This is a genomic window from Bradyrhizobium sp. WSM4872, from assembly GCF_055811715.1.
The window spans coordinates 59,191-80,453 of sequence record NZ_JBVVPT010000029.1 but is presented as its reverse complement, the minus strand read 5'-3'; the positions used below and the strand labels follow the sequence as shown (position 1 = coordinate 80,453).

Below are 21,263 nucleotides of genomic sequence, written 5' to 3'. Positions count from 1 at the left end.
GCCGCGTCATCGGCGCTGGTAGATGACTAGGCTGTCGGCCATCGAACGGAATTCACGTCTACGCTCCGGAGCTGCCGGTTCGTGGACGCTGAAGGTGAACAGGACAGCTGCTTCGGCGGTAAGGCTCGCAAGATATGTGGTCTCGTAGTTCTTCACCTCGGAGTCCCTTCGCACGCCTTCGATCCAGTCCGCGCCGGCGAGCCGCACTCTCTTCAGGGAGACGAATTCCGCTTGCCGACCCTCGTCGCCGGCCGCGACGATGGGGCCGCGAAGGTGGTCTTCGTAGGCCTCCACCGTGTCCTGCTCTCCGCGCCGCTTCAGCGTGAAGATCACGATGGCATCATGCGGCGGCAGGCCACTGTCGCAGACGTGATCCAGATGTTCGCGTCGGCACTTCCAGCCGGGCGGGACGGCAAACGAGAAGATAGCGGTAGCGTACCTTGTAGCAGCTTTAGGCACCAGCAGATAGGCGAGCCCAGCGCCAGCGCCACAGAGAATGGTACCGACCAGAACGAGGGAGATCGCGAATGCAGCGAGGAAACCTCTGCTCATTGTCGGCCCATTGGCGCCACGCCGGTCTTCTCGACGAGGTCGGCGACCTCGGAAGATCGGTCGCCTAGCCCCTCCGCGGCCAGCTGCTTGCGATCCAGTCCATCGAACATGGCCTTGGCCGCGGCCTTCGCCTCGGCGGCCGCCGGTCGCTCGCCGCGTTCGAAGCATATCTGCGATTTTAGCGCGATCGCGACGACGTGCTCCAGTCTGGTCGGGAGGCGTTCCTCCCGGGCCAGCGCGATTTCTCCGGCCGCGATGGAGGCATTGACGGCATCATGGGCGGCGTCGAGGTTCTGTGCGCGTAGGAATTCGACCGCGGACCGCTGCAGGACCGTGGCAGCGGTTTCCGGAATCGCGCGCTCTTCGGTCTTCTTCCTCGAGATATCGAGGGCGCGTATGGCGAAGTCGGCTGCTGCGCGACCTGCATTCGATGGATCGGTCCGCAAGGCGCGCTCAAGGGCCGCGCGCCTGGCCTCTACCACCGCAAGCGCGTCGTCGGCGGCGTCGGTTCTCGTGAAGTCGTCTTCCGCGATCTTGGTTGCGGCCACCAGCAGTTCCGCGGCACGATCCGGCTCGTTCAGCCGATCGTGTGCCTCTGATCGTTCGGTGCGGCACGTCACCAGCGCCAGCGCCTGAGGTGGAGACCGGGAGCGGTCGGAAAGCGAATCGAGCAGATCGCAGCTCGTCGCCAGAAGATTGTTGCGCGCTTCGCCGGGCTGCAGGGAACGGATCGTCTGGATGGTTCGCTCCGTCGCGAATACGCTGCGGGAAAGCGCGTCCAATGCGCTATTCCTGCTTACGAACGCGAATATGGAAGCGGCGGTCACCGCGCCGATTACGGCGACGGCCGCTCCCGCCGCAGCACCGAGCCGAACCTGTTGCCGCCGTTCTTCCTCGCGTCTGAGCGAAGGCATGTCGTCCAGGCTCAGCCCCAGCAGTGGGGCGACGAGCTTCACCGTCTCGTCGGCGAGCCTCGAGGCCTTCGCAGGACTTAGGAAGGCGAGGGGCCCGTAACCCCTCATGTCGATGATCTCGATGTTGGGGTAGCGTTGGGCAAGGTCGCCGGGCAGGGGCCCGGCGAATTCGCCGGCAGCGCGCACGACGATGATGTTGCCTTGGTTTGGACCTGCCTCGAACGCGTCGATTTCCCGCTGCATCCAGTCGTTGGTAAGGGGATCCCGCGCGGCCGCGTCCGGCGTCGCTACGACGATCAGATGACGGGAGGACATCAGCGCGGGCAGGGTCACGCGCTCGAAGAAGTCGTTGGTGGCCCGTTCGTAGATGGTGTCCAGATAAACGCGCAGTCTTCCGACCGAAGCGTGTCGAAGATCGCGAGGCGGCCGGTAGTCCTGCAGGAGGCGCCTGATGCGTCGCGCGGCGGGCGCGCCGTCGGACCGCCGGTAGCAGACGAATGCGTCGAACCCGCCCATGGCGTCTCTCGTTTCCCGAAGCGATCGCCCGTAGTCTCGCCCCGAAATGTCAGGCCGGACAAGCGTGTTTGCCGGGGGATCCCCTAGGTTTTCGCGACCGGTATTTGGGGCATCTGGATGGTGCGGTAGCATTGTGACCGGAGACGGTCCTATGCCAGGATGGTCTCTTGGACTCCGCATGTGGCTGGGGAGCATGCTCGATGCATCGGCAGCGGTCGCAGTTCGGAATCTTCCGCATCATGGGCAAGAGGATCATAGCGTGGTTCTTGGCCCCAGCATCGGTGCTGCTGCTCGTCTGCATGGCCTCTGGGGCCATATTGGAGCAGGGGATAGGTCCGAACGACGGATTCTTGAGAGGCGTCTGGCAAACGCTCGACCAAGTCGGCATCGACGTCGTGTTGGGTAGCGCGTCCGCGTTGAAGCCGCCGGAAACACCGAGGCTCGCCGCACTCAAGGGCTACGCTCCGAAGGAAAGGGACTGGGGGACCTTTGCGAAAGCGGCCTGGCCCTTCGGCTTCGCGGAAGGGCGCGCAGGTGTGATGTTCGCTTATCGCGCGAAGGATGTGCCGGAACGGTTGGCGGAGAAGAAGTCGGCCTGCGATCGGATCGAGCCGCCGGAAGACGAGGAGGCCTGTCGGTTCGTGAACGACTGGCTGGGAGCGGAGCCGGAAGATCGTGTCTTCATCGCCTTCACCAACGAGGATTTCGACGCTGCCGCCAAGGTGAAGAAGGCTTTCGAGAGGTCGGGCTACGTCGTCTTCATGTTCCTGAGAGGAAAGGACGAACGGCCTTGGGCCAGTCCGGCGCTTGTCGGCGAGGTTTTCGGGCAGGCGACGCATCGTCTGGTAATCGATACCGCGGCCGCGCGCGGAAGCGCCGGCGTCCGCTTCGAAAGCATCTGTTGTGAGCCGCTTCTCATGCCGCCGTACCCTCAAACTCGATGGTCGCGTGCGCTAGCCGAGAAATGACTGCCGCGGTTTGTTCAGTCGGTCGCCTCGATGATGCGATCGATTTCCGAGCGCAGATCGCCGGATGCCTTCCGGACGCTTCGATAGAGTAAGTCCCGCTTTCTCCAAGCCGCGTCGTGTTCCTTCTTTTCCCTCTCCTGAAGCCGGAGCAACTCGTCGGTATGTCCGTCCAGGCGAGCGAAAAGCTGCGAGCATCGATCCGATCTGATGAGTTCGTACAGCGTCGCCGTCTTTCGGGCTCGCTCTTCGTTGCCGAGGCGAAGTCGATAGCTGAATGACGTGACGACGCAACATGTGGACGAGGGCGATCAAGGCGCGGGATTGGCAACGAGCACCCCGCTCTGCCCGCAAAGCTGATTGGTCGCGATCTGTCTTCGCGAAGCTTGGTGCATACTCGGCGCGCCATGAACTTGCCCGATCGCATGGCCGGACAGCTGCTGAGAGATCGATCGCGCAGCGGCTCCCGGGGAACTGAGGTTCGAGTGCCAAAATGAACGACAGAAATCAATCGAAGAGCTTCTTGCCGACATGCGGGAGAAAAGCAGTACCATAGCGGTCGGCCACACGCGCACAGTCGGGAACTTCGTGCGCCTAAGCGGCGAGAGCATTCTGCGACTTTACGAAAGCATTCGTCGTCAGGTCGATGCGAATGAGTTACTTGGAGAGAAGTACCGTCTGGTTGGGGTTGCGGCGAGAGACCGCGCTGAGCGCCTGAAAGAAGAATTGCCCCGGCGCGGTATGAAATTTACCCCGATCGTTTGGTGAGGTCCGTAGTGTGACCCTAGGTCCAAAGAACGCACGGGCAGCTGGGCGAGAGCGCGTCACTGAGGCAGCGGTAAGCAATGTGCAAGCGCTCCAAACGCTTCCTGATCAGGATGCCACGGTGGTTATTGGGCGATACAATGAGCCATACGTCAGGCCGATTACCCTCGCCTAGTGCCCCGCCAAATTTCGAAACTGGACGAGGATCAAGGTAGGACTGGCGATCGATACCAATTCGAGTCCGCCGCCCAATTTGCGGGCAAATGCGCACCGGACGAGTTTCTGACTGATCTCTCCAAGGAGGAAAGCCGCGCCAGAAAGTAAAGCCGCCTCAATTGGCGGCTAAACGATCTCAATCAGAATCACTCCCCGGCCCGCGGGCGTTGCGCCGCTGGCGCACGGACCAGCGCACCGCGAATTGACTCGCGATTGAGAACCCATTCGGCGCATACTCGCTCCATCACCGGTGTGCGCACCGAGGCATTGCCGGTGTACTGAAAGTGTTGGGCTCCCGCCTTGCGTGCAGGATGTCTGGCGGCGTGAACAGGCGGGCCGCTTCCCTGAGACGTTTCGTGTTTCTGTCATCTAAGTCGGACAGAATAGAGAGCCTGGATTTTTAAAGACCCGGCCAGGTTAATACCAGCGTCGCGGGCGCGAGGATACTCCGCTCTTGCGGCGCTGTGGAATGTTGCCTCGGGGCCGTCCCATCCCCGTGAAGCAAAAACGGAATGGATTAGTGCCCGTCAAAGGATGATGATGATGCTTGATGAGCAGTTGCCTGGCGTGCGAACGCACCGGAACAATATTCAACGATATCGCCACTTATTGCAAACCAGCCTAACAGAGTTTGAGCGCCAATTCGTCGAAAAGCGCTTGAGCGAAGAGCAATCGAAGCTGGAGACATTGACCAGCTCGTTTTCAAACGAAGCGCACCGCGACCGATCACGGCCCGACAGCCGCTTGGCTTAGGTCGACTTTGAGCGGTTGAACTCTCGGCCCGCCACCGCGAACCGGCAGGACGATGTCTGTCGTTTGCTCTCATATTTTCGTCGCCATTGCTAGTAACTAATGTGCCTGATCCTCATCCGCGAAGAGGCTGGCAGTCTGACGGAAGCCCCTCTCGTGCGGAGGCCGCCGGCCGTTGAAGTCGGCGCCATTGGGAGGGCGCCGGCTCCGGCGGCCTGGTGGACCGTCCTGGACCCGGCACGGATTCCGCCCATCTTACGCGGCCGCCCTTCTCGTCATTGCCTAACGATCTTCGACCGCATACCAGCCAGCATCGTGTAAGCAAGGCGCCGCCAAATCAGGTTCATCAGAACCCGCATCTTCGTATCCCCACGTTCGACGCCAGCATCTTCGACCCCCTCTGTTTCATGGAGATTTCACAGGCGGGAAATGGCTTTCGTTCAACGCGGGCATGGCGGCGGGTTGCTCTGCCACCGCCAGCGAGGTTGTTAGGCGACACATGTGGTTCAAAGATCTAATCTTCCAATATTGGAACGAGACGGATCATTGAGCGAATCGCGATCCTGATGGTGCCTGGTCGCGGCCGCCCCCGCGACCCGGCGGTCGGGCCTACTGTCTACCTCAAACCTACCCCGGGGCACTAGCTGCTCGGCCGCTGATACAACTCCGCCTACTTCTGTTGCGCCCCGCACGGGAGCGTGCTTCATGAGCCCGCTATCGGCGGCGGCGCCGAAGCGCTCGGCTCCCGTGCTTCGGATTAGGTGCGGACCTCCTAGGCACGGGGGCCGGATTAGCGCTGAAGAGCCCGCATAGCTGGTGCACTGCCGACGGCCTGCAACGTCGCTTTAGGCTAGCCGTCCCGGCAGGAAATGCCAAAGTTGTCACAAGCGAGAGCAAATGACTCCTTGGCCTTCGTATCTTCGAAGCAGAAACGAGTTCCGACCTCCGCGCGATCGATCCACCAATCGACGTTTGTGCCTTTCGCGATGCGGGAAGCTTCCCCGCGCAACAGGTCCAGTTGTCTTCCGGCAGCACGAACGATCAGGCAATATTCTTTCGGCAAAATGACGTCCTCCAATGACAATAGAACGCAAGATTAACCGATACAAAAATGGAAAACTTGCGGCGGCCGGGCCGGTTCATCGTGGCGCTGACGGACGTGAACACCACGAAGGCCGCAGCAGGGGGGCTACTGCGGCCCACACGGTCAAAAGATTCCGAGTTGATCTGAGTGAAATATGCAGCCACCTCCGGCGAATTGATCGTACCGCAATCTTCTGGCTTTCAATATGATCTAATTCACAATGCAGCAGACTTAATCCGCATCGAAGGTATGGAGGGTCCGTCGGGTCTGGCTAGCTGGCAGCTCTCAACTGGATAAAAAGTGTGCAACATGATCCGACCGTCGGCCTTTGTCTCCGCCGTCCATGCGCGAAGTCCCGACGCTGCCTAGGTGCGGAGTCCAGTCGGGTACCGAGTTCATCGATACCCTTCGGCTCGGCTCAGTGATCACTCGAGCAGGATGATTGTGGGTTCAGAGCTGTTCGGCTTCCGCGAGTGCGCCGGTTGCAGCGTCAAACAACATGCTCGCGAAGCTATCGAGCACAATCAGCGGGAAATGAGCGAGCAGCATGGAGGCTACATCTTAGTTCATTTGAGGACGTCGCTCAGTGCCTGGTCCCAGATCTGAGCGCCGCATCTGCCTTCGTAGAGGCAATCGGACCCATTTGGGTGTGGATCGACTTTCACAAGTCGTGGCCACCCCTCGCATCGAGGACACTTGAACTGCGATGCCGCATCTTTCCGGGAGCCAATCGTTCGATCATCATAAAACATTGTCCGCTCCCGCGTGCACATGGGCCCGGTCTGATTGCGCCGCGTTTTCGGCCAGAGACATCCAATCCAAAAAAGAGAGTCCTAGACCGAATGCTCTTCATGTACTGCGGCGGCGAACAGTGCTTGAATTGAACTTGCGGCAGGTGCCGTCCGGAATGCGGTTGGAATTCGGCTGGCGAATTCTCCGAGAAGCATGAAGTTATTCTGTCAGGCGGCAAGGTCAATCAGCTGATCCAGTTTTTGGGCGACGGTTTGAGAATGCCGCTAGGCGGCTTGAGCAATATGAAAAGCGAGAATTGGCGCCGGGCCTGACGGTCGTCCATCTCTTTGTGACGAACTTCGCCTTTCATCGCTTTCTGAATGATCAGATGCCTCTCGCGGCTTCCCCCTCCGGCCTTGGATTGCCCAATCTAAATCGACCCGGCACGCGCCGCGTATCCGAGGCGTATCGGTATGTCTCGCTGATGATGGCACGAGACCAGCCGTGAAGCGTGCCTCAAGCAAAGATATATCCACATGCACTATATCGGTGAGGCGAGCTTGTCCTACGGTCGCTTCCCAGCCACATTCGACGGCAGTCTGCCATCCGAGGCCTATGAAAATGTCAGTGCAGCACCGTATGCCATCGTCGATCCGAACGCCAACTCCTCACTTGCGAAGGAGCCGATGTGTTCGGACGAGTTGGCTCACTATCGCGCGCACAGGCAGTCGTATTTGGGAAGAGCCAGGCTAGTGGCCCGAAAAACCGACGATCGGTTCGAGCTCGAATGGTTTGTGGAGAGCCACAGCGGGACCGCGCATGAGCAAACGCTCAATATCGTCGCGGGCTCGCCGGATGTCGAGGCACTTCGTGCTTTAAGCCGTGATGACCTGCTCTACGAGTGTTGCGAGCGGATGGTGGCCTGTGCGATGGCCCAGTCGAAGAAAGCGTCCTAATGGCCTTCACCGTGCACACGACGTCAGATTTCGATTGTCACTTCCAAGCGCTCTGGCACCGCGCATGCAACGCGTCGTCGCTTGGCGCGTTGACGCCTGAGCTGATTCAATTGTGGGCCACGGAACGCGGCCTCGATGTGACAAGCGTGGAGGAGCGCGAGGTTGGGATTTTCGCAAGGACTCCCGCCCTCGTGCTTGCCGTCGGCGATGTCAAGGCGTGTTTCCCGAAGATCCAGCCAACAGGCGATCCGAACTGGGAAGCCCGGCGGCAAACGGCCGAAGCAAAGGCCAAGTTGTGGGAGAAAATGGAGTGGTTCTCGCCCTTCTGGATTCCAAGCGAGAAGACGGAGAAGATTCTCGGTGACGCAAAACTCCGGACGAGAGAGCAAGCCATCCAGCTCTTCGATTATCATACCTCAACTTTGTACACTTTGTCGTTCCAAGCCGTCTGCATTGCGCAGATACTGCCTAGTGCACGAAGCCTGCGAAAAGTGTGTGCCTTGGCGCGTGAGGCGTACCTGGCCTTCTACAGTGGCTACCGCGCCGCGAGCATTTCCGCGCTCATTCCAGCCATCGAAGGAGGTTTGACGCGGATCGTGTCCGACTCGGAAAGCGAGCTTCCCATAGGCGTCAAGATCGATCGCGCTATCGATCGTTGCATCGAAAACGCAGCACGACCTCACTATGAACGAATGTGGGTACCTCCGGACTATCTGACCAAGGATTACCTGCTTGGGCAGGATGAGCGCATCTTCGCGTTCGAGACGTTCCGACGCTGGCTGCAAAAATCGTTCTTTCAAAAGACGGGCGAGTATGACGGCGTAACGTGGCTGAATAGGCATATATTCGCGCTCGGAACTCATTCAGACTGGCAGGAATCGGGCAACTTCAGCCGGCTGATCGTGTCGCTGGCGACGTTGGCCTTGATCGAGTCATGGTACGACGAGACCCACGTCGTGTCGCTGCTCCTCCCCGACATGAATGCGGACAGCAAGTTGCTCTGGCAGCAAGCCTTGCTGCAGGCCAACGCGCAGATGAGCCTCAAGCTGATTGAGGAGCGGCGTTACCAGAAACACGGACGTCTTGTGCCGGAGATGCCGACGGATGATGGCGTGCTCTTGCGAAACGCCCTCCTTTCAGAGGATTGCATCAAAGATTTGGTTCGGCCATTGCGTGAAGCCGGTTGGAGCGTCGAAGTTGGCGAACCGGATGAGCGCGCTCTGTTCGTAACGGTAGTGGCAACGGCTGACGGCCAACAGTTCGGCGTGGCACTGCTGTTTAGCTGCGCGACAGACAACACCATTTATCGCAGGCTTGCGGGTACCTCAGTCGCCATCCTGTATCGCGGAGCACCGTACAAGCAGCAGCAATACGCCTACGGAATTGATGTGCATGTCGGGCCCGTCACCGGATGGCTGCCACCGATGGCTCCCAGTCGAAAATCTACTTGGCGGTCCCATCCAGTCTGGAGGCGCGTCCGACGATGGGTCACACGGGGCACGGGCTTCACGCAATCCGCTTGGAACTTCTGGCGAAATCGCCGCCGGGGCGTGTTTTGACAATTCTTAGAGATCGGTTTCGCCATGCGGAAACCCAGCTAGCTAGCAGCCTTTGCGGCCGTCTTCGGAGTTGGCGATCTTCTCTTCGAGAATGCGTGCTTGCGCTACGCCCGACTGAACGACAATGTCGAGACACCTGAAAAATTCTTCTGCCCGATCAGTAAAGGCAGCTAGCGCCGTGGCGTCATTGGTAAGAACGGCGTCGAACCAGCTGCAAACGCGGCTGCCGATGTTCTTCTCTGCCCAGAAATTCCGGTCGACGCCATAAGCCGAGCACCAAGCAGCCATCGCCTGCACGACGAAAGGAATGAGTGCCTTGTTAAGCGAGGATTCAACCAAGTTCAAGAACAGGCTAGCCAGATAGCCTGAGGTTGGCGCTCCGACTACGAGATCGGTGAGCGTGGCGATACTTGTCTGCAAGCCCGACCAATTATCTGGGATCGTGGGACGTCCCGCGTTGGCCCAGCGCGACGGCTGGTAGAACATCGCATTCAGTGCGTCGCCAGCATGGGTTTCGCTGTTAAATTTCTTGTCACGTCCTAAGCGCCGATAGTTCCAACTGCGCTTGATGCGATCTGCAAGTACCGCGCGAACCGCTGAAGGATTTTCCGGGTTCTTCGTGTCCGCGGCCACCGTGGCTCGGTCATACCCGCGAACGAATGACGCCATCGCGTCGTGAAACGCTTCATCGCTGAATTGCACGATGCGACTCAAGAACAAGTCGGTCACCTCCGAATGCGGGAGGGCAACACTCAACACGCCGGCGAAGTCAAAGAAGTCGATATTCCAGGTATGCGGGCGATTGTCGCGCTCGCGCACACCTTCTCCATGCGGGCCATTGGCTTCGTCGGTCCACGCCATGAGGTGACCAGCCAACCCTTTGACCCAGATGGGCACATCGCTAATGGTGAAACGGATGAGATGTTGCATGAGCCGACCAATTGCGTGTTCATCGACATAGTGGCTCGGCGGCTTATCGTCATCTTCGTCGTCTTCGATGTGTCCATGGTCGCCTCGGCGAATGCCTTGGCGCGGTGCCGATCGCCACGACGCCAATTCGGGCCATGAAGGCTCAGCACCTTCTCCGTCGAGCCAATGCTGTTCGCTATCAATGGCCGCATCGACTGTCTCGCGGTAAAGGCGCTCGCTTTCCTTCTGCCTCTCAAGGCCCAGGACGCGGCGCGGATGGACGGCGCTGACCATGACGATGCGGGCAATCGATCGGGGAAGCCGTTCGTCGACCTCGCCAAGACGTAGCAGGTTCTGGCCGAGCGCCTCCTGCACGGCGGGATGTTCGTGTGCCGCTGCCCGCAAGATCATGCTCTGCGCTATGGAAGGATCGCCTTTGAGAAAAAGAGACACGATTCCGAGCGTTGCAATTGCCGTCGTACTGTATTCGATCTGATCGCCCTGATATTCCCTGATTGTTTGCTCTGATGCTGCCAGTAGGATTGGCGTTCCCCAAGCCAAAGCATCATTGCGATCCGCAGCTTCATAGTCGCGGGCGACAAGCGCCGCGGTCATCACGATCGCGCGCCGGTTCCATTCGGCGTCGTAGCTTCTGTTCTCGTCATCTGAGCTTTCACCTTCTCCATCAGGCATCGGCCCAGCTTCCAATGGCTGCGCTTTTGCCCAGTCAAGTGCTTCTTGTAACAAAGCGGGCGTCGATTGGTCGGGTTCAAGGAGAGCCCTCTGAATCCGACGGCGAATAGTCATGCGCTGGAGGTTGGCGTTTGCGCGTGCCGCCTGAGCTTCTCCTTCCCGTTGCTTTTCGGAGGGGTCGGTAAACTGATAGGCCTCGATTGCTGTGCCGTCCTGCGAGGTCCTCGTCACGGTCTCCCAGTTTTCAGCTTCCGTCATGCGAAGGGCACGTGCGACCGTTAGCTGAAGCTCCTCAATCCGATTTGTATGGTCTTCGACCAGGTCATTGAGATCGTCGCGCGACTGTTCGAGAGCCGCCCGGAGAAGCCTGAGACACGTAGCGTCTTTGCGGAACACGTAACGTCCAATCATGTCGGCCAAGCGCGTCCATCGAGACGGTTGGGCGTCGAGATCCACGCGAATGGCAGCCCGAACCTGCTGATTTCCCGTACGAGAGAGACGGTTGACGCCAGAAACGTCATGTTGGAAACGATCTTCATCCAATTGAAGCAGTCGCGGATTCGCCGCTAGGGGCCAAACTGCATCAGCGGCCGCCCGCCAATGCGAGAGAGCGAGGTCAACCGCCACACTGAGGAACGCAATGCTTGAGCCATCGGGACCAAGGATTTCATCAAGAATATCGGTGAACGGGCGTCCTGCCGCAATCTGGAGGTGACCCCAGGCTTCCAGTGCTCTTAATGCAGTAGTTGCGATCAGCGAGGGAGCCGAGTTCCGTGCCCAACGATACACGGTGAGATCGCCCTCGAATCTCTTCGCGTTGCCCGGAAATGGGATAGTGATTTGTTGAAATGGCCTTCGTTGTTCTTGGCATTGCTCGCGGCGCCATTGCGTCGCGTGCTCGACGAGCCCGCGAACAAGTCGTAATCCGTCTTCGCGGGATGCGTTCAGAACCGAGAGTAACGGACCGCCATCGGGTGACATATCCAGAAAGACGTGCTCATGCGACTGGAACGGACCGTGGTCGCGCCGCCGCGAATAATAGCGGTCTGGATCGTTCTTCTCGATCAGCGACGCCAACGCGAAATCTGCAAATGGCCCAGGAGCGGCCTCAGGTAGCGTTCCGGGCGATTTAAGAACAGCTTGCTGGTCGTGATGGCGGATGGATTCTGAATTGATGGCGGTCAGGTATTGTGCAGCCGCTGCTGGATTGAGATTTGCGAAAGTGAACACGATCATCCTGATGTCGGTACGCACGTCATCCAGATGATCGATATTGAGGCTCAGCGGAACCTCCCTGATATCTCTGTAGGCGCGATGCGTCACGTGTGATTCGACGAGCGCAAGCCAATCGAAAAGAATCCCGACAATCTGCGTGTTGAGCGGATGATTGTAACCATGCGTGGTCATTAGCCACGCCTGAAATAACTTGACGACCTCTGGGATGAGTTCGGTCGGCAAAGACTTTGCGGATATCGTAAGCCAGATGACGAGTGGAACCCAACTGGGACTTTTCGGCGCGATGAAGTCGCCACCGCCCGCCACCGGTAGAGCGATGTCGGGCCTCACGCGAGCGATCAAGGCAGCGAGGGGCTCAGACTCGACCGCGATCATGAGCCGAATGATTTCGCGCAAACGGCGCCCGCCCCATTTCAACAAGACGGGTGTCAGAGCAACAAACAATGTCAGGGAATCTTCAGAGCGCGGAAGTGCCAGCAATATGGGTCGCTTCCAGCTTCCATGGCAGCCTTGGCGTTCGGCAATCGCAAGCAATGCCAACCAGCGTTGACCCGTAGGATCATCGGCCAGTGCCAATCGTGCCGCGATCTCCACGCCCCGTGCCAGAACAGCCGGCAGTGGCCGTCCCATTGGCTGCGCTGCCAACAGGTTGGCGTCTTCGTAAAGCTGAAATCCAATCGTCCAGTCACGCAGCACATCGTGACGGAAAGTTACACTTGCGCCCCGGATCTCCTCGCGCAGGCTTTCGTGCCGCAACAGTTCAACCACGGTCGCGGACTCGAGATTGTCGACGTTGAACGTCGCCTGCGACGGGGTCGAGATCGCCTGCGCGCCAATCGCGCGCAGCAGCTTCAGGCGCGCAAATCGCCGATCGTCCTCGGATCGGCCGCCACCATAGCGCCACCACAGGCGCGCGAGATCAAGTTCGCTTGCAATGCTGGCGTCCTGTCCGACACCGAGTTCGACCAAGCGCGACAAATAGAAAAGGTTTTCTGCAATTCCCCTGGCCGGATGGCCGTCGGCCAAAATCCGGGCCAGTGCCTGGTTCTGCGACGATAGCTCGGCTTTTTCGGCATCCGACAGGGCCTCCACCACCAGACTGCCGATGCCTGCTGTTCTTACGCGCGCGGGAAGTTTCGTTTTCCAGTCGTCACTTTCGACGCCGCAGGTCGCGACGATGCGCCAGCCCTGGCTGCGAGTGGCTTGCGACAGCAGATCGGTGACGGTGGCCCATTCGCCAGAATCGTCGATCTGGTCGATGTTGTCGATGAACAGTGTCGCTCCGCCACCGACCCCGAGCTCATTGAACAGTTCCGCTTGAGAGCCGGCCCAGCCGATCGTGTGAGCCATCACCGACCAGCCGCCGGAAATAATCCTGCCGCGGCGCAGAGCCAGGACGCAGCCTTCTGCTTGCAGACGCGCGGCAAGATGCTTCATGACCGCGGATTTACCGACGCCGGGCCGACCCTGTATCAGCAGCACGGGATGCTCGTGGAGGAGGTTGTCCGCTTCATCGATCAGCCGGTTTCGCGCAAGGCGTACGCCACCAACGGTTTCGTCGATCTCATCGAGCGCCTGCTCGGCGGCTTCCGTCAGGCGTTCATAGACAGGACGCACATAGGGCTGCTCGGTGAAGCGAACCCCATGCTGCTGCTCGAGCGTTGTGACGACCGTAGCCCGATCCATTGCGCCGGCCGCGCGGGTGCTTGCGCCAACAAGATCGATCAGAGCCGGCCAGAGCTCGTTGGCGCGGTCAGCCTGGCCGGAGGCGAGTAACCAACGCAAATGTTCGCGCGCCCGATGGTCATAGTCCGAGCCGGTCGACTCAAAATCAAAAACCAAAATCTGAATGCGACGAAGCAGCCGCCAAACCGTGTCGTCGTCTGCCGGCGCGCCAGCCAGCGTGAGGTTGGTACAAAAGACGCCGACAAAACTGCGCATGTCGTTCGATGCGAACGTCGGGCGGTTGATATGCGCGGCAAAGGTGGCGCCGTCCGGTAGTTGGCGGGCCCACTGCAATACTTCTTGGCAGGCTTGCTCGATACGCGTTGTTGTTCGCGCGATCGCGGCGGCGAGTTCGTACCGACTGGTCGCGAAGTCGGGCTTTTGCGCTGCTTCCCAGATCTGTCCGACGACGTCGCGAAACTCCATATCGGAGGCGGTGAAGGTCAGGCTGCGTTTAACCTGGATCTCCAATGTGGCCGGGGAGCCGTCCCGATTGATCGCTTTGACCACCACATCGTCGAGCGGGTGGTCCGCAACCCGTTGCTGAAAGGCGACGCTGCGGACAGTTGCCCCGGGGAGGCCCCGCGGCTCGCCGCCGGCGAGCAGCGGCAGAACGTAGAATGCACCAACCCTAGCCTCGAACTGAGGCCCAGCCCCGCCCGTCGCCGCCGGGGCTGCGATTTTGGCTGGTTGGTACGTTTCCTCGGGCATACCCGTCTGTTCCGTGGTTGTTCGCGATCAACGCCTCTTATGCTGATGCTTCACCGCTCATCCACGGGTAAGTAGTTGAAGAATAAAGCGATTTGAAGTAACTATGCCTTCTTAAATGGGACCCCTCGGTCCTATTAAGCAGTGGCGTCTTAGTCTTATCTGGAAAACGGCTGAAAAGTAAATTATAATTTCTCTCATAAGCGGTAATTTCTATGGACTTAGGCGAGGCTTAACATGCCCACGAGAAGCGCAGAGATCCTTTTCAAAGACAAGGTCACCGGAACCCTGGAGGAAACCGCCACCGGTGGTTCGCGCTTCATCTATAACGCCGACCGGAACATCGAAATTGGTTGCTGCTTTCCGACCAATCGCCGCGAGCATGAGTGGAAACAAGGGCTGCACCCCTTCTTTCAACATCTCGGCCCCGAAGGCTGGCTTCGCGACAAACAAACCCACGTCGCCCATCTTCAGGAGCAAGATGACTTCGGGCTGCTGTTACGTTTTGGTGCCGACTGTATTGGTGCCGTCAGCGTGCGCGACAAGAACGGTGCTGCTCAAAACCTTCCACCGGTCAAGGAAGCCACGGCCAACCCAGGCCGCACGATCTCCGGCGTGCAGCGCAAGTTGCTTGTTGTCGAAGAGGGCGATCATTTTGCCCCAGCTGCCGCGACCGGTCCGGCTCCTTACATTGCGAAATTCAATTCGGAGCGGCTTGACAGCCTGGTCCGCAACGAAGCCCTCAGTTTGCGATGGTCAGCCGCATTGCTCGGCGCCGACGAAGTGAACACATTCACGCAGGGGCAGGTCTCCAAACTGAACGAAGTGGGCCTCGTCGTCACGCGCTTCGATCGTACACAGGATAATCAAAAGCTCAGGCTTGAGGATTTTGCGCAAATACTCGTTAAGCCGCGAGGGGCCGATTTTAGTGGCAAGTACGACGCCTCCTATGAGGAGGTCGCCACGGCTCTCAAAAAACATTCGGTTCGACCGGAAATTGACCTTTCAAAATTCTTCCGTCGTGTGGTCGTCTTTGCCCTGGTTGGCAATTGCGATGCTCATTTGAAGAATTTCTCGCTGCTTGAAACAGCGCAAGGTCTTCGCCTCTCGCCCGCCTACGACATCCTCAACACCGCCCTTTATGATGGCTATGATCAAAACATCGCGCTTTCGATCGATGGCAAGAAACCCAACTTGGATGAAGTTGCATGGCCCCTCCTATCTTCATTTGGCCTAAGCATCGGCTTGTCTAAGGCTGCGGTGGACCAAACGCGTACAGATATCAAAGCGCGCGTCAAAAAAGCTGCCCGCATCATCGAGCCCCCGCGCGGCGAGCCGCCCGATGGGTTCGTTCATCGGTATTCTGACATTGTGAGGGGCGCATGCCTGCGAATCCTGGAAGAGTAGAAGCTCTCAATTGGAAATCGGTTGTGGCGGAAGCGATCCGCCGCCGACGTTCTGAGAAGCTGACACAAAAAGAGCACGCTGCCTTGGCGGGTGTATCCATTCCAACTATAGTCGCGTTCGATCGTGGTGAGGAGACGCTCACACTTGCCAAGGCGTTCGACATCTTGCGCGTGGTTGGTCTCGTCGCTGAGCGAGACTCGAACAGTGTTCAGGGAGCCTTTGTATCCGATGCTCTCACGCGCTGGCGCGAGTTGACCAAAAAGCTTCCCGACAATTCACCGGGCCGCTTTCCCAACGGTTCGTACCAACTTGACTACGCGCTTGAAGGCGATCTTCCGACCTTCGAGTTGCACAAATTCAGAGACATTCTGGAGAAGGCCGTCATTCGCCACACGGGCTGGCCCCTGTTCTTGTTTCTCACCAGGCACGAACTCGCACCTTACGAGAAAGATGGCACGATCGAATGCTGGCTGAAGCCGACGGATGAGACGGGTGCCAACCGTCCCTTGGGCGATCCCGCGCATTGTGATTTTTGGCGCGTCGCTCCGTCTGGCCGCGCCTTTATCATCCGTGGCTACCAAGAAGATTCGCAGGACACCTTTGCACCGGCAACAATCTTTGACACGACTCTACCGGTTTGGCGCATGGGTGAATTGCTCCTGCATGCAGCAGAGCTCGCGGCCCTTATGAAGCGCGACGCGACGGACATCAAGGTGCGTATGCGCGCGCACTACTCGGGCCTGATGGGGCGCGTTCTCCGCAACTGGGGTAATCCGTCCAGCGATTTGATATTTGAGGGTGGGGCGGCACGCAGCGACGAAGCCTTGCTCGAAACGACCGTCACGGTTCAGGAGATCAGGGAAAAGCTGGCCGATGTGCTCCATCCACTCGTTGCTTCGTTGTTCGAAAGATTTGGCGTAAGCGGACTTTCCATCGAGCGCGTTCGGGCGGAAGTTGGGCGCCTTACGGAGAATTCATTCCACTCCGCAAGGAGCTAGATTGCTTGCGGCCGATCAGTCCCGAGAGTCCCGAGGCTGATATGCTCAAAGACGGTCGCAATCTTCACGCGCCGGACCCTTACTACGCGGGCTCAGCCGGCTTCGTGGGCAGCACGCTCCAAGTCCTACACGGCGATATGAGCACCTTCGCTGCCGGATTGATCTGTTGCCCGTGCCCGTAGATCTCCCACCGCCTTGCCGCTCGTACCAGGCTTGCCGAAGAGAGCGGATTTGAAACCGTCTGGCTTAGGCACTGAGCGGGCCAGAGAGCCCACGCCATCACCTCCGAAATCCTGGCCATCGCGCTTGCCTTGACCTTGCGAAGCTGGCTTCTTCAACTGAAAACCCGCTGCCAAGTTGATCACATCTGCCGTAAGAACGGCGGCTTCTGGCGGGCTATCAAGGCGCGAGATCGGGAGTTAAGCTGCGCTCACGTAAGAGAACAGTGCCTGCACAGTAGTGGGTTTGGCCATGTACCCCGCTACTATCAGGAGAACAGCTGAGCCGGCGAGAAAATAGAGAATGGCGATAGCGGCTGCTCGTTAGGAGTTCTTGATCTTCCGTTGCACGAGGAGCGTCCAGGAGCGCCGTCACCGCCAAAAGGAATGTACCGGAACTGATTTCGATGGGCTTCCGTGTCATGGCTGATTGAAGGCGGTCTGGCCGACCGACGCATTCAACTAGGATAGCGGTTCGTCCACTCCCTTTGTTTAATCTGCGCAGCAGCTATCTGATAATCAACTGGCAGTCAGTGATGTACTGCTTGATCAATTGGCGACGTTCTGCGTGCGACCTGGCTGTAGGGATCGCCCGCTTGCCACGACTCGATGCGCCGGTCGGGTTCGGGGCAGTGCCGCACTTTCGGAAACGTCCCTCAGCTCGATCTTTAGGGAGCTTCTTACGCTAGAGCGAGCCATTGCCAGAACGCGGCAATGCGCTGGCGAAGGCTAATGTCGGAGGATCGAACCTTTGTCCAGGCCTCGGTGAAGGCCATTTGTTCTTCCGCGGTTCGTCGATGGACCGGCGTGTTAGTTGCCTTCTTGAGGACGTCCGATGCGATGTCGGAGATCAGCGTCGCATCGTTCCCTCGTCGTCGGTAGTATCGTTTTATCGTCGGCATTTGAGATATCGATCAGGTCGGGACGCGCCCATGGGTTCGATGCTGCTTGCCACAGAAATTGTTATCTCTAGTTCCTGGAACCATTAAAATTGAACCATCTGTAGCGTGCAAGGTCTTCATGGCTGGCGCGCGGAGCGGTCGATCACATCAAAAAAACTGCGAACGGACTGTCGCGGCTCCAGCGCGAGCGAATGGAAAAGAAAGCCCGCAAGGGTACGTTGCGGGGCGCTCGCGACTAGCCCGACGTGCATGTCTTCATCACCCGCATCGGCCGCGCTCGACCTAATCAATCATCGGCGATGGCTGGTCAGGTTTGGTCCTAAAGGATCCGCGCTTGTGCCGCAAACACCGGAGAAAAAAAATCAGTGCGACCGAAAGAGCGGCAACCACCGCGATGGTCTGGCCCATAAAGTATAAACGCTCTTTCCGGCGAGCGTTGTGCTGAGCCTGCTGAACCACAGAAAGGAACATTTCCAGCGTCGGACGAGGATGATCAGCCACCGGCGGCAGGATATTCCTGACCACATCGATTTGCTGAATTGTATCTTTTTGGTCGCCGTACCGAAGAGTGAAAGTGAAGTGTAGTTCGAGCCCTGGCGACAAACTATCCGACTTGCCGTCGGTTGCTCCGGCCAAGACACCATTAAGCTTAGCCGTACCTTTCGGGGCGATGGAGCCCATCGATTGGAGGTCGAGCGTAGACGATAGCTTATCGATACTCTGCTGCCGGGTGGAGAGATAAAGTTCGCCTGCCTCAATGGAAGCTTCGACGCGCATGCTGCGTGGAAAGATGTTTGTTTCAGATCGGTTAAGTATCGAGAGCGTGAGGGCCGCCGCGGAGGCACCGCGCGGGGTGATCTGCAGGTCGAAAAGCGGCTGCTTCTCCCGAACCTCCCGCAGCTCTTTGGCAACGGTAAAATCATATGAAAGCTTCGCAACGTAGAGGCTCCCTCCCGATACAACGATGGCGATCGCCGATAGTATACCAGCGTAGTGATCAAGCGCGAATTTTTGCCAACGGTTCAACTGATTCTTTCGGCTTGGCACGCGTGGCGCGCGCCACAAACTGTGCCCTTGAACGCCCTGTGGCACCTGGACACTCTCGGTGCTCTCAACGCGGTGGCCAACTCCAGATTTTTAGGCGCATGTGCGGCGCGCCTCGCGCCATCATCTCCTTCAGCGTCTTTCCATACATGCAACGCCTCCGTCATCGGTGATGCGCCAACCCCGTTCGTCAGAGTACCGCCTTGAAAGACCAGTCTCAGCCAAGCCGAGATCGACCAGCGTTTGCAGAGTGACATCTCCAACACCGACCAGCTGCCCTTTCATGAGGAAGTCCCGCTGATCGTTGCTGAGCTTTTCGAGGGCCTTGCGTTCGCGTGATGTGAGAACGTGAGTCATAAATGCAATCTCTTTTTCGCTGCACGCTTGCGGGCAAGAAGAAAGGCGACGGGCTGGGTCAGGTGTGACCATTCGCACCTGGGGGATTTCAGGCCGCAACGTGCGAGTTGGCCAAGAAGATTTACGCATGATCGACAAAGCCGTCCATGAGCTATACGAAGAATTCGACCCGGAAACGATGAATGGCAACAACGTGACGCTTGCCTCGATTGCGCTACGCTTGTGCTCCGGGGAGAGAGGGGGCCTACCAGGATCAAACAGCAGTGCGACTCACGCGGAAAGCGGCGCAACCCAATGGATACTGAAAAACTGATCGGTGGTGCTCACCTCCGGGAATCTGCCTGTTGTAATTGTTAAGAAATCTGCTACTACTTACGGTAAAGAAGTTGTGCTCAGTTCGAAGAAGTTTGCACAAATGCCCCTTTTTTTCTCTTTTCTCTTTTCTCTTTTCTCTTTTCTCTTTCGTCTTCTCGGGCGCTCCTAGAAGTTTTATCACCCCCTCTTTTCGTTCGGGTGTAGTGTCTTTATTTCTAGCTTTAGAAGAGTCGCTAAGTTCCTCAGACACGGCATCAAGTGGCAATGAAGAAATCTAAGAGAACGGTGGTGAAGAAGTCCACGCTCGGTATTGGACACGCCGGGCGATTGGGTGGAGTAACCTTCCGGATGCTGCATCCCACGGAGGTGAAGAAGGCCGCAGGTGGCCGTTGGGCGACGATAGCCGAAGGTAAGAATTCGAGGGTGAAGCGGATCAAAAATCTCTATAAGACGGCCGGTTACGATCCGATCGGGGCGACTTCAGACGGCGTCGTTATCGTCAAGCCACCCGGAAAGCCCCGCGGCTTCACTGTACAACGTCTAGAGAAGGCCATTACAGGTGTTCGTGGAAGGTCTTGATGCCTCGTCCATCGGCGGACTTAGCCGTCTTCATAAATTGTCCCTTCGATAAGAAATATAGACCCTTTTTCGATGCAATAGTTTTTACCGTCGCTCGCTGTGGCTTCCAGCCGCGTTGCGCGCTTGAAAGTAGCGACAGCGGGGGGACGCGGATCGAAAAGATCATGAAACTGGTCGAACAATGCCGTTTTGGCATTCACGATCTTTGTCGGACTGAATTGGATAGCGCGAATCGACTGCCACGCTTCAATATGCCGCTCGAATTGGGCATCTTCTTAGGTGCGAAGCGATTTGGAACATCGCAACAGCGTCGGAAAAGTTGCCTGGTATTAGATAAAGAGAAATACCGATATCAGAAATTTATCTCCGACATCGCCGGACAGGACATAAAGTCCCATGATGGAAATGCCAGTTCCGTCATAGCTCAGGTCCGCGACTTTCTGCGAGCGGAATCAAATCAAAAGATTCTTCCTGGCGGCAGAGTGATAGCTCGCGAATATACGGAATTCGAAAAACAGAAAAGCAAGATTTGCAAAGAGCTCGATTTGGATCCCCTAGAGCTAACCTTTACGGATCAGGCTTACATCATCGCTTATTGGATCAAGCAAAAAGCTGCTGGCTAACTGCATTGGCATAGATCGGTCGCACTTGCGCCCTCTATTTGTCAGCGGCTCACCATTCTGCCCATTGCTATTCGGCTATCCCGATACCAAGACGTCTCCGGGGACACTTCGATTTCCAAGCCGGGCCGACGTTGATTGTAGGGCCCAATGGCCGAGGCAAGACCAAGCTCACCACCATCATGTACCGTCTCTTGACGAGAACTGAAGGGGCGCCGAAACCGGGAGGAGGGTCTCGCAACGCAGAGATAGGTCGTCCGGTCGGGGGTATTCGCAAGCTGAACCGGGATGCGGCCAGGTTGAGAGAAGGATTGATGCAGATTCCACAGTCGGCAGGACCCTCCAAAGCGCACGAACTGGAAGCGCGTTACGCTAGTCCGCTTCAACACGTTTCCGGCAACGTCGATCTTTAGAAAGTAGAACGGTATCCCGGGAGAGCTCCGCTGCTGAAGCGTGCTCAGACTACGACAGACTTGTTCGAAGCTCGTTCCGAAACGACCCTAGAGCCGTTGCACATCGTAACGCCGGTGGCAAACGCTTCTC

At 58.1% G+C, this 21,263-nt stretch carries 16 protein-coding genes; 8 read left to right on the top strand and 8 right to left on the bottom strand.

What is annotated here, in order from left to right; genetic code table 11:
- Positions 1-6: 6 nt before the first annotated feature.
- Positions 7-552 (bottom strand): hypothetical protein, encoded by a 546-nt coding sequence (locus tag AC0L3C_RS29190; protein WP_473409660.1) that lies wholly within the window; start codon positions 550-552, stop codon positions 7-9.
- Entirely contained in the window at positions 549-1,982 is a 1,434-nt protein-coding gene (locus AC0L3C_RS29185) for a hypothetical protein (protein ID WP_473409659.1), read from the bottom strand. The genes AC0L3C_RS29190 and AC0L3C_RS29185 overlap by 4 nt, the downstream gene beginning before the upstream one ends.
- Before the next feature lie 239 nt (positions 1,983-2,221).
- Between AC0L3C_RS29185 and AC0L3C_RS29180 the strand changes: the two genes are divergently transcribed.
- On the top strand, positions 2,222-2,950 hold the full coding sequence (locus AC0L3C_RS29180; protein WP_473409658.1) for a hypothetical protein: 729 nt from the start codon (positions 2,222-2,224) through the stop codon (positions 2,948-2,950).
- A 2,578-nt stretch (positions 2,951-5,528) separates the two neighbouring features.
- On the opposite strand, the gene AC0L3C_RS29175 is transcribed toward AC0L3C_RS29180, so the two are convergent.
- Complete coding sequence (locus AC0L3C_RS29175) at positions 5,529-5,741, bottom strand: hypothetical protein (RefSeq protein ID WP_473409657.1); 213 nt, start codon at positions 5,739-5,741, stop codon at positions 5,529-5,531.
- Between the two features lie 1,289 nt (positions 5,742-7,030).
- Between AC0L3C_RS29175 and AC0L3C_RS29170 the strand changes: the two genes are divergently transcribed.
- Both AC0L3C_RS29170 and AC0L3C_RS29165 read left to right on the top strand, forming a co-directional pair.
- Positions 7,031-7,450: a hypothetical protein gene (locus tag AC0L3C_RS29170; RefSeq protein ID WP_473409656.1), complete on the top strand. Its 420-nt coding sequence runs from the start codon at positions 7,031-7,033 to the stop codon at positions 7,448-7,450.
- Positions 7,450-9,009: a hypothetical protein gene (locus AC0L3C_RS29165; RefSeq protein ID WP_473409655.1), complete on the top strand. Its 1,560-nt coding sequence runs from the start codon at positions 7,450-7,452 to the stop codon at positions 9,007-9,009. The genes AC0L3C_RS29170 and AC0L3C_RS29165 overlap by 1 nt, the downstream gene beginning before the upstream one ends.
- A gap of 42 nt (positions 9,010-9,051) precedes the next feature.
- Here AC0L3C_RS29165 and AC0L3C_RS29160 read toward each other — a convergent pair whose 3' ends face one another.
- The gene (locus tag AC0L3C_RS29160) at positions 9,052-14,283 is read right to left on the bottom strand and encodes a hypothetical protein (protein WP_473409654.1); all 5,232 of its coding nucleotides are present in this window, start codon (positions 14,281-14,283) and stop codon (positions 9,052-9,054) included.
- A gap of 234 nt (positions 14,284-14,517) precedes the next feature.
- On the opposite strand from AC0L3C_RS29160, the gene AC0L3C_RS29155 reads away from it, so the two are divergent.
- On the top strand, positions 14,518-15,687 hold the full coding sequence (locus tag AC0L3C_RS29155; RefSeq protein WP_473409653.1) for a type II toxin-antitoxin system HipA family toxin: 1,170 nt from the start codon (positions 14,518-14,520) through the stop codon (positions 15,685-15,687).
- Positions 15,663-16,685: a helix-turn-helix domain-containing protein gene (locus AC0L3C_RS29150; RefSeq protein WP_473409652.1), complete on the top strand. Its 1,023-nt coding sequence runs from the start codon at positions 15,663-15,665 to the stop codon at positions 16,683-16,685. Before AC0L3C_RS29155 ends, AC0L3C_RS29150 begins: the two co-directional genes overlap by 25 nt.
- Before the next feature lie 898 nt (positions 16,686-17,583).
- Here the strand turns inward: AC0L3C_RS29150 and AC0L3C_RS29145 are convergent.
- From AC0L3C_RS29145 to AC0L3C_RS29135, 3 genes are all read right to left on the bottom strand, one after another.
- Positions 17,584-17,805: a hypothetical protein gene (locus AC0L3C_RS29145; protein ID WP_473409651.1), complete on the bottom strand. Its 222-nt coding sequence runs from the start codon at positions 17,803-17,805 to the stop codon at positions 17,584-17,586.
- Positions 17,806-18,087: 282 nt separating this feature from the next.
- A complete protein-coding gene (locus AC0L3C_RS29140; RefSeq protein WP_473409650.1) occupies positions 18,088-18,831 on the bottom strand; it encodes a hypothetical protein in 744 nt (247 codons plus the stop codon).
- Between the two features lie 150 nt (positions 18,832-18,981).
- Positions 18,982-19,206: a hypothetical protein gene (locus tag AC0L3C_RS29135; RefSeq protein WP_473409649.1), complete on the bottom strand. Its 225-nt coding sequence runs from the start codon at positions 19,204-19,206 to the stop codon at positions 18,982-18,984.
- A gap of 127 nt (positions 19,207-19,333) precedes the next feature.
- Here AC0L3C_RS29135 and AC0L3C_RS29130 point away from each other — a divergent pair, with 127 nt between their 5' ends.
- The 3 genes from AC0L3C_RS29130 to AC0L3C_RS29120 all read left to right on the top strand — a co-directional run bounded on the left by AC0L3C_RS29130 (position 19,334) and on the right by AC0L3C_RS29120 (position 20,723).
- Positions 19,334-19,519, top strand: coding sequence for a hypothetical protein (locus AC0L3C_RS29130; protein ID WP_473409648.1), 186 nt, complete (start codon positions 19,334-19,336; stop codon positions 19,517-19,519).
- Positions 19,520-19,809: 290 nt separating this feature from the next.
- Positions 19,810-20,100: a hypothetical protein gene (locus AC0L3C_RS29125; protein ID WP_473409647.1), complete on the top strand. Its 291-nt coding sequence runs from the start codon at positions 19,810-19,812 to the stop codon at positions 20,098-20,100.
- Positions 20,101-20,264: 164 nt separating this feature from the next.
- On the top strand, positions 20,265-20,723 hold the full coding sequence (locus AC0L3C_RS29120; RefSeq protein WP_473409646.1) for a hypothetical protein: 459 nt from the start codon (positions 20,265-20,267) through the stop codon (positions 20,721-20,723).
- A gap of 41 nt (positions 20,724-20,764) precedes the next feature.
- Here AC0L3C_RS29120 and AC0L3C_RS29115 read toward each other — a convergent pair whose 3' ends face one another.
- Entirely contained in the window at positions 20,765-21,181 is a 417-nt protein-coding gene (locus AC0L3C_RS29115; RefSeq protein WP_473409673.1) for a short-chain fatty acyl-CoA regulator family protein, read from the bottom strand.
- Between the last annotated feature and the right edge of the window lie 82 nt (positions 21,182-21,263).

Coding starts and splice junctions, on each gene's coding strand:
- AC0L3C_RS29190 (WP_473409660.1), bottom strand. CDS start 552: ATGAGCAGAGGTTTCCTCGCTGCATTCGCGATCTCCCTCGTTCTGGTC.
- AC0L3C_RS29185 (WP_473409659.1), bottom strand. CDS start 1,982: ATGGGCGGGTTCGACGCATTCGTCTGCTACCGGCGGTCCGACGGCGCG.
- AC0L3C_RS29180 (WP_473409658.1), top strand. CDS start 2,222: ATGGGCAAGAGGATCATAGCGTGGTTCTTGGCCCCAGCATCGGTGCTG.
- AC0L3C_RS29170 (WP_473409656.1), top strand. CDS start 7,031: ATGCACTATATCGGTGAGGCGAGCTTGTCCTACGGTCGCTTCCCAGCC.
- AC0L3C_RS29165 (WP_473409655.1), top strand. CDS start 7,450: ATGGCCTTCACCGTGCACACGACGTCAGATTTCGATTGTCACTTCCAA.
- AC0L3C_RS29160 (WP_473409654.1), bottom strand. CDS start 14,283: ATGCCCGAGGAAACGTACCAACCAGCCAAAATCGCAGCCCCGGCGGCG.
- AC0L3C_RS29155 (WP_473409653.1), top strand. CDS start 14,518: ATGCCCACGAGAAGCGCAGAGATCCTTTTCAAAGACAAGGTCACCGGA.
- AC0L3C_RS29150 (WP_473409652.1), top strand. CDS start 15,663: ATGCCTGCGAATCCTGGAAGAGTAGAAGCTCTCAATTGGAAATCGGTT.
- AC0L3C_RS29145 (WP_473409651.1), bottom strand. CDS start 17,805: ATGCCGACGATAAAACGATACTACCGACGACGAGGGAACGATGCGACG.
- AC0L3C_RS29135 (WP_473409649.1), bottom strand. CDS start 19,206: ATGACTCACGTTCTCACATCACGCGAACGCAAGGCCCTCGAAAAGCTC.
- AC0L3C_RS29130 (WP_473409648.1), top strand. CDS start 19,334: ATGATCGACAAAGCCGTCCATGAGCTATACGAAGAATTCGACCCGGAA.
- AC0L3C_RS29120 (WP_473409646.1), top strand. CDS start 20,265: ATGAAACTGGTCGAACAATGCCGTTTTGGCATTCACGATCTTTGTCGG.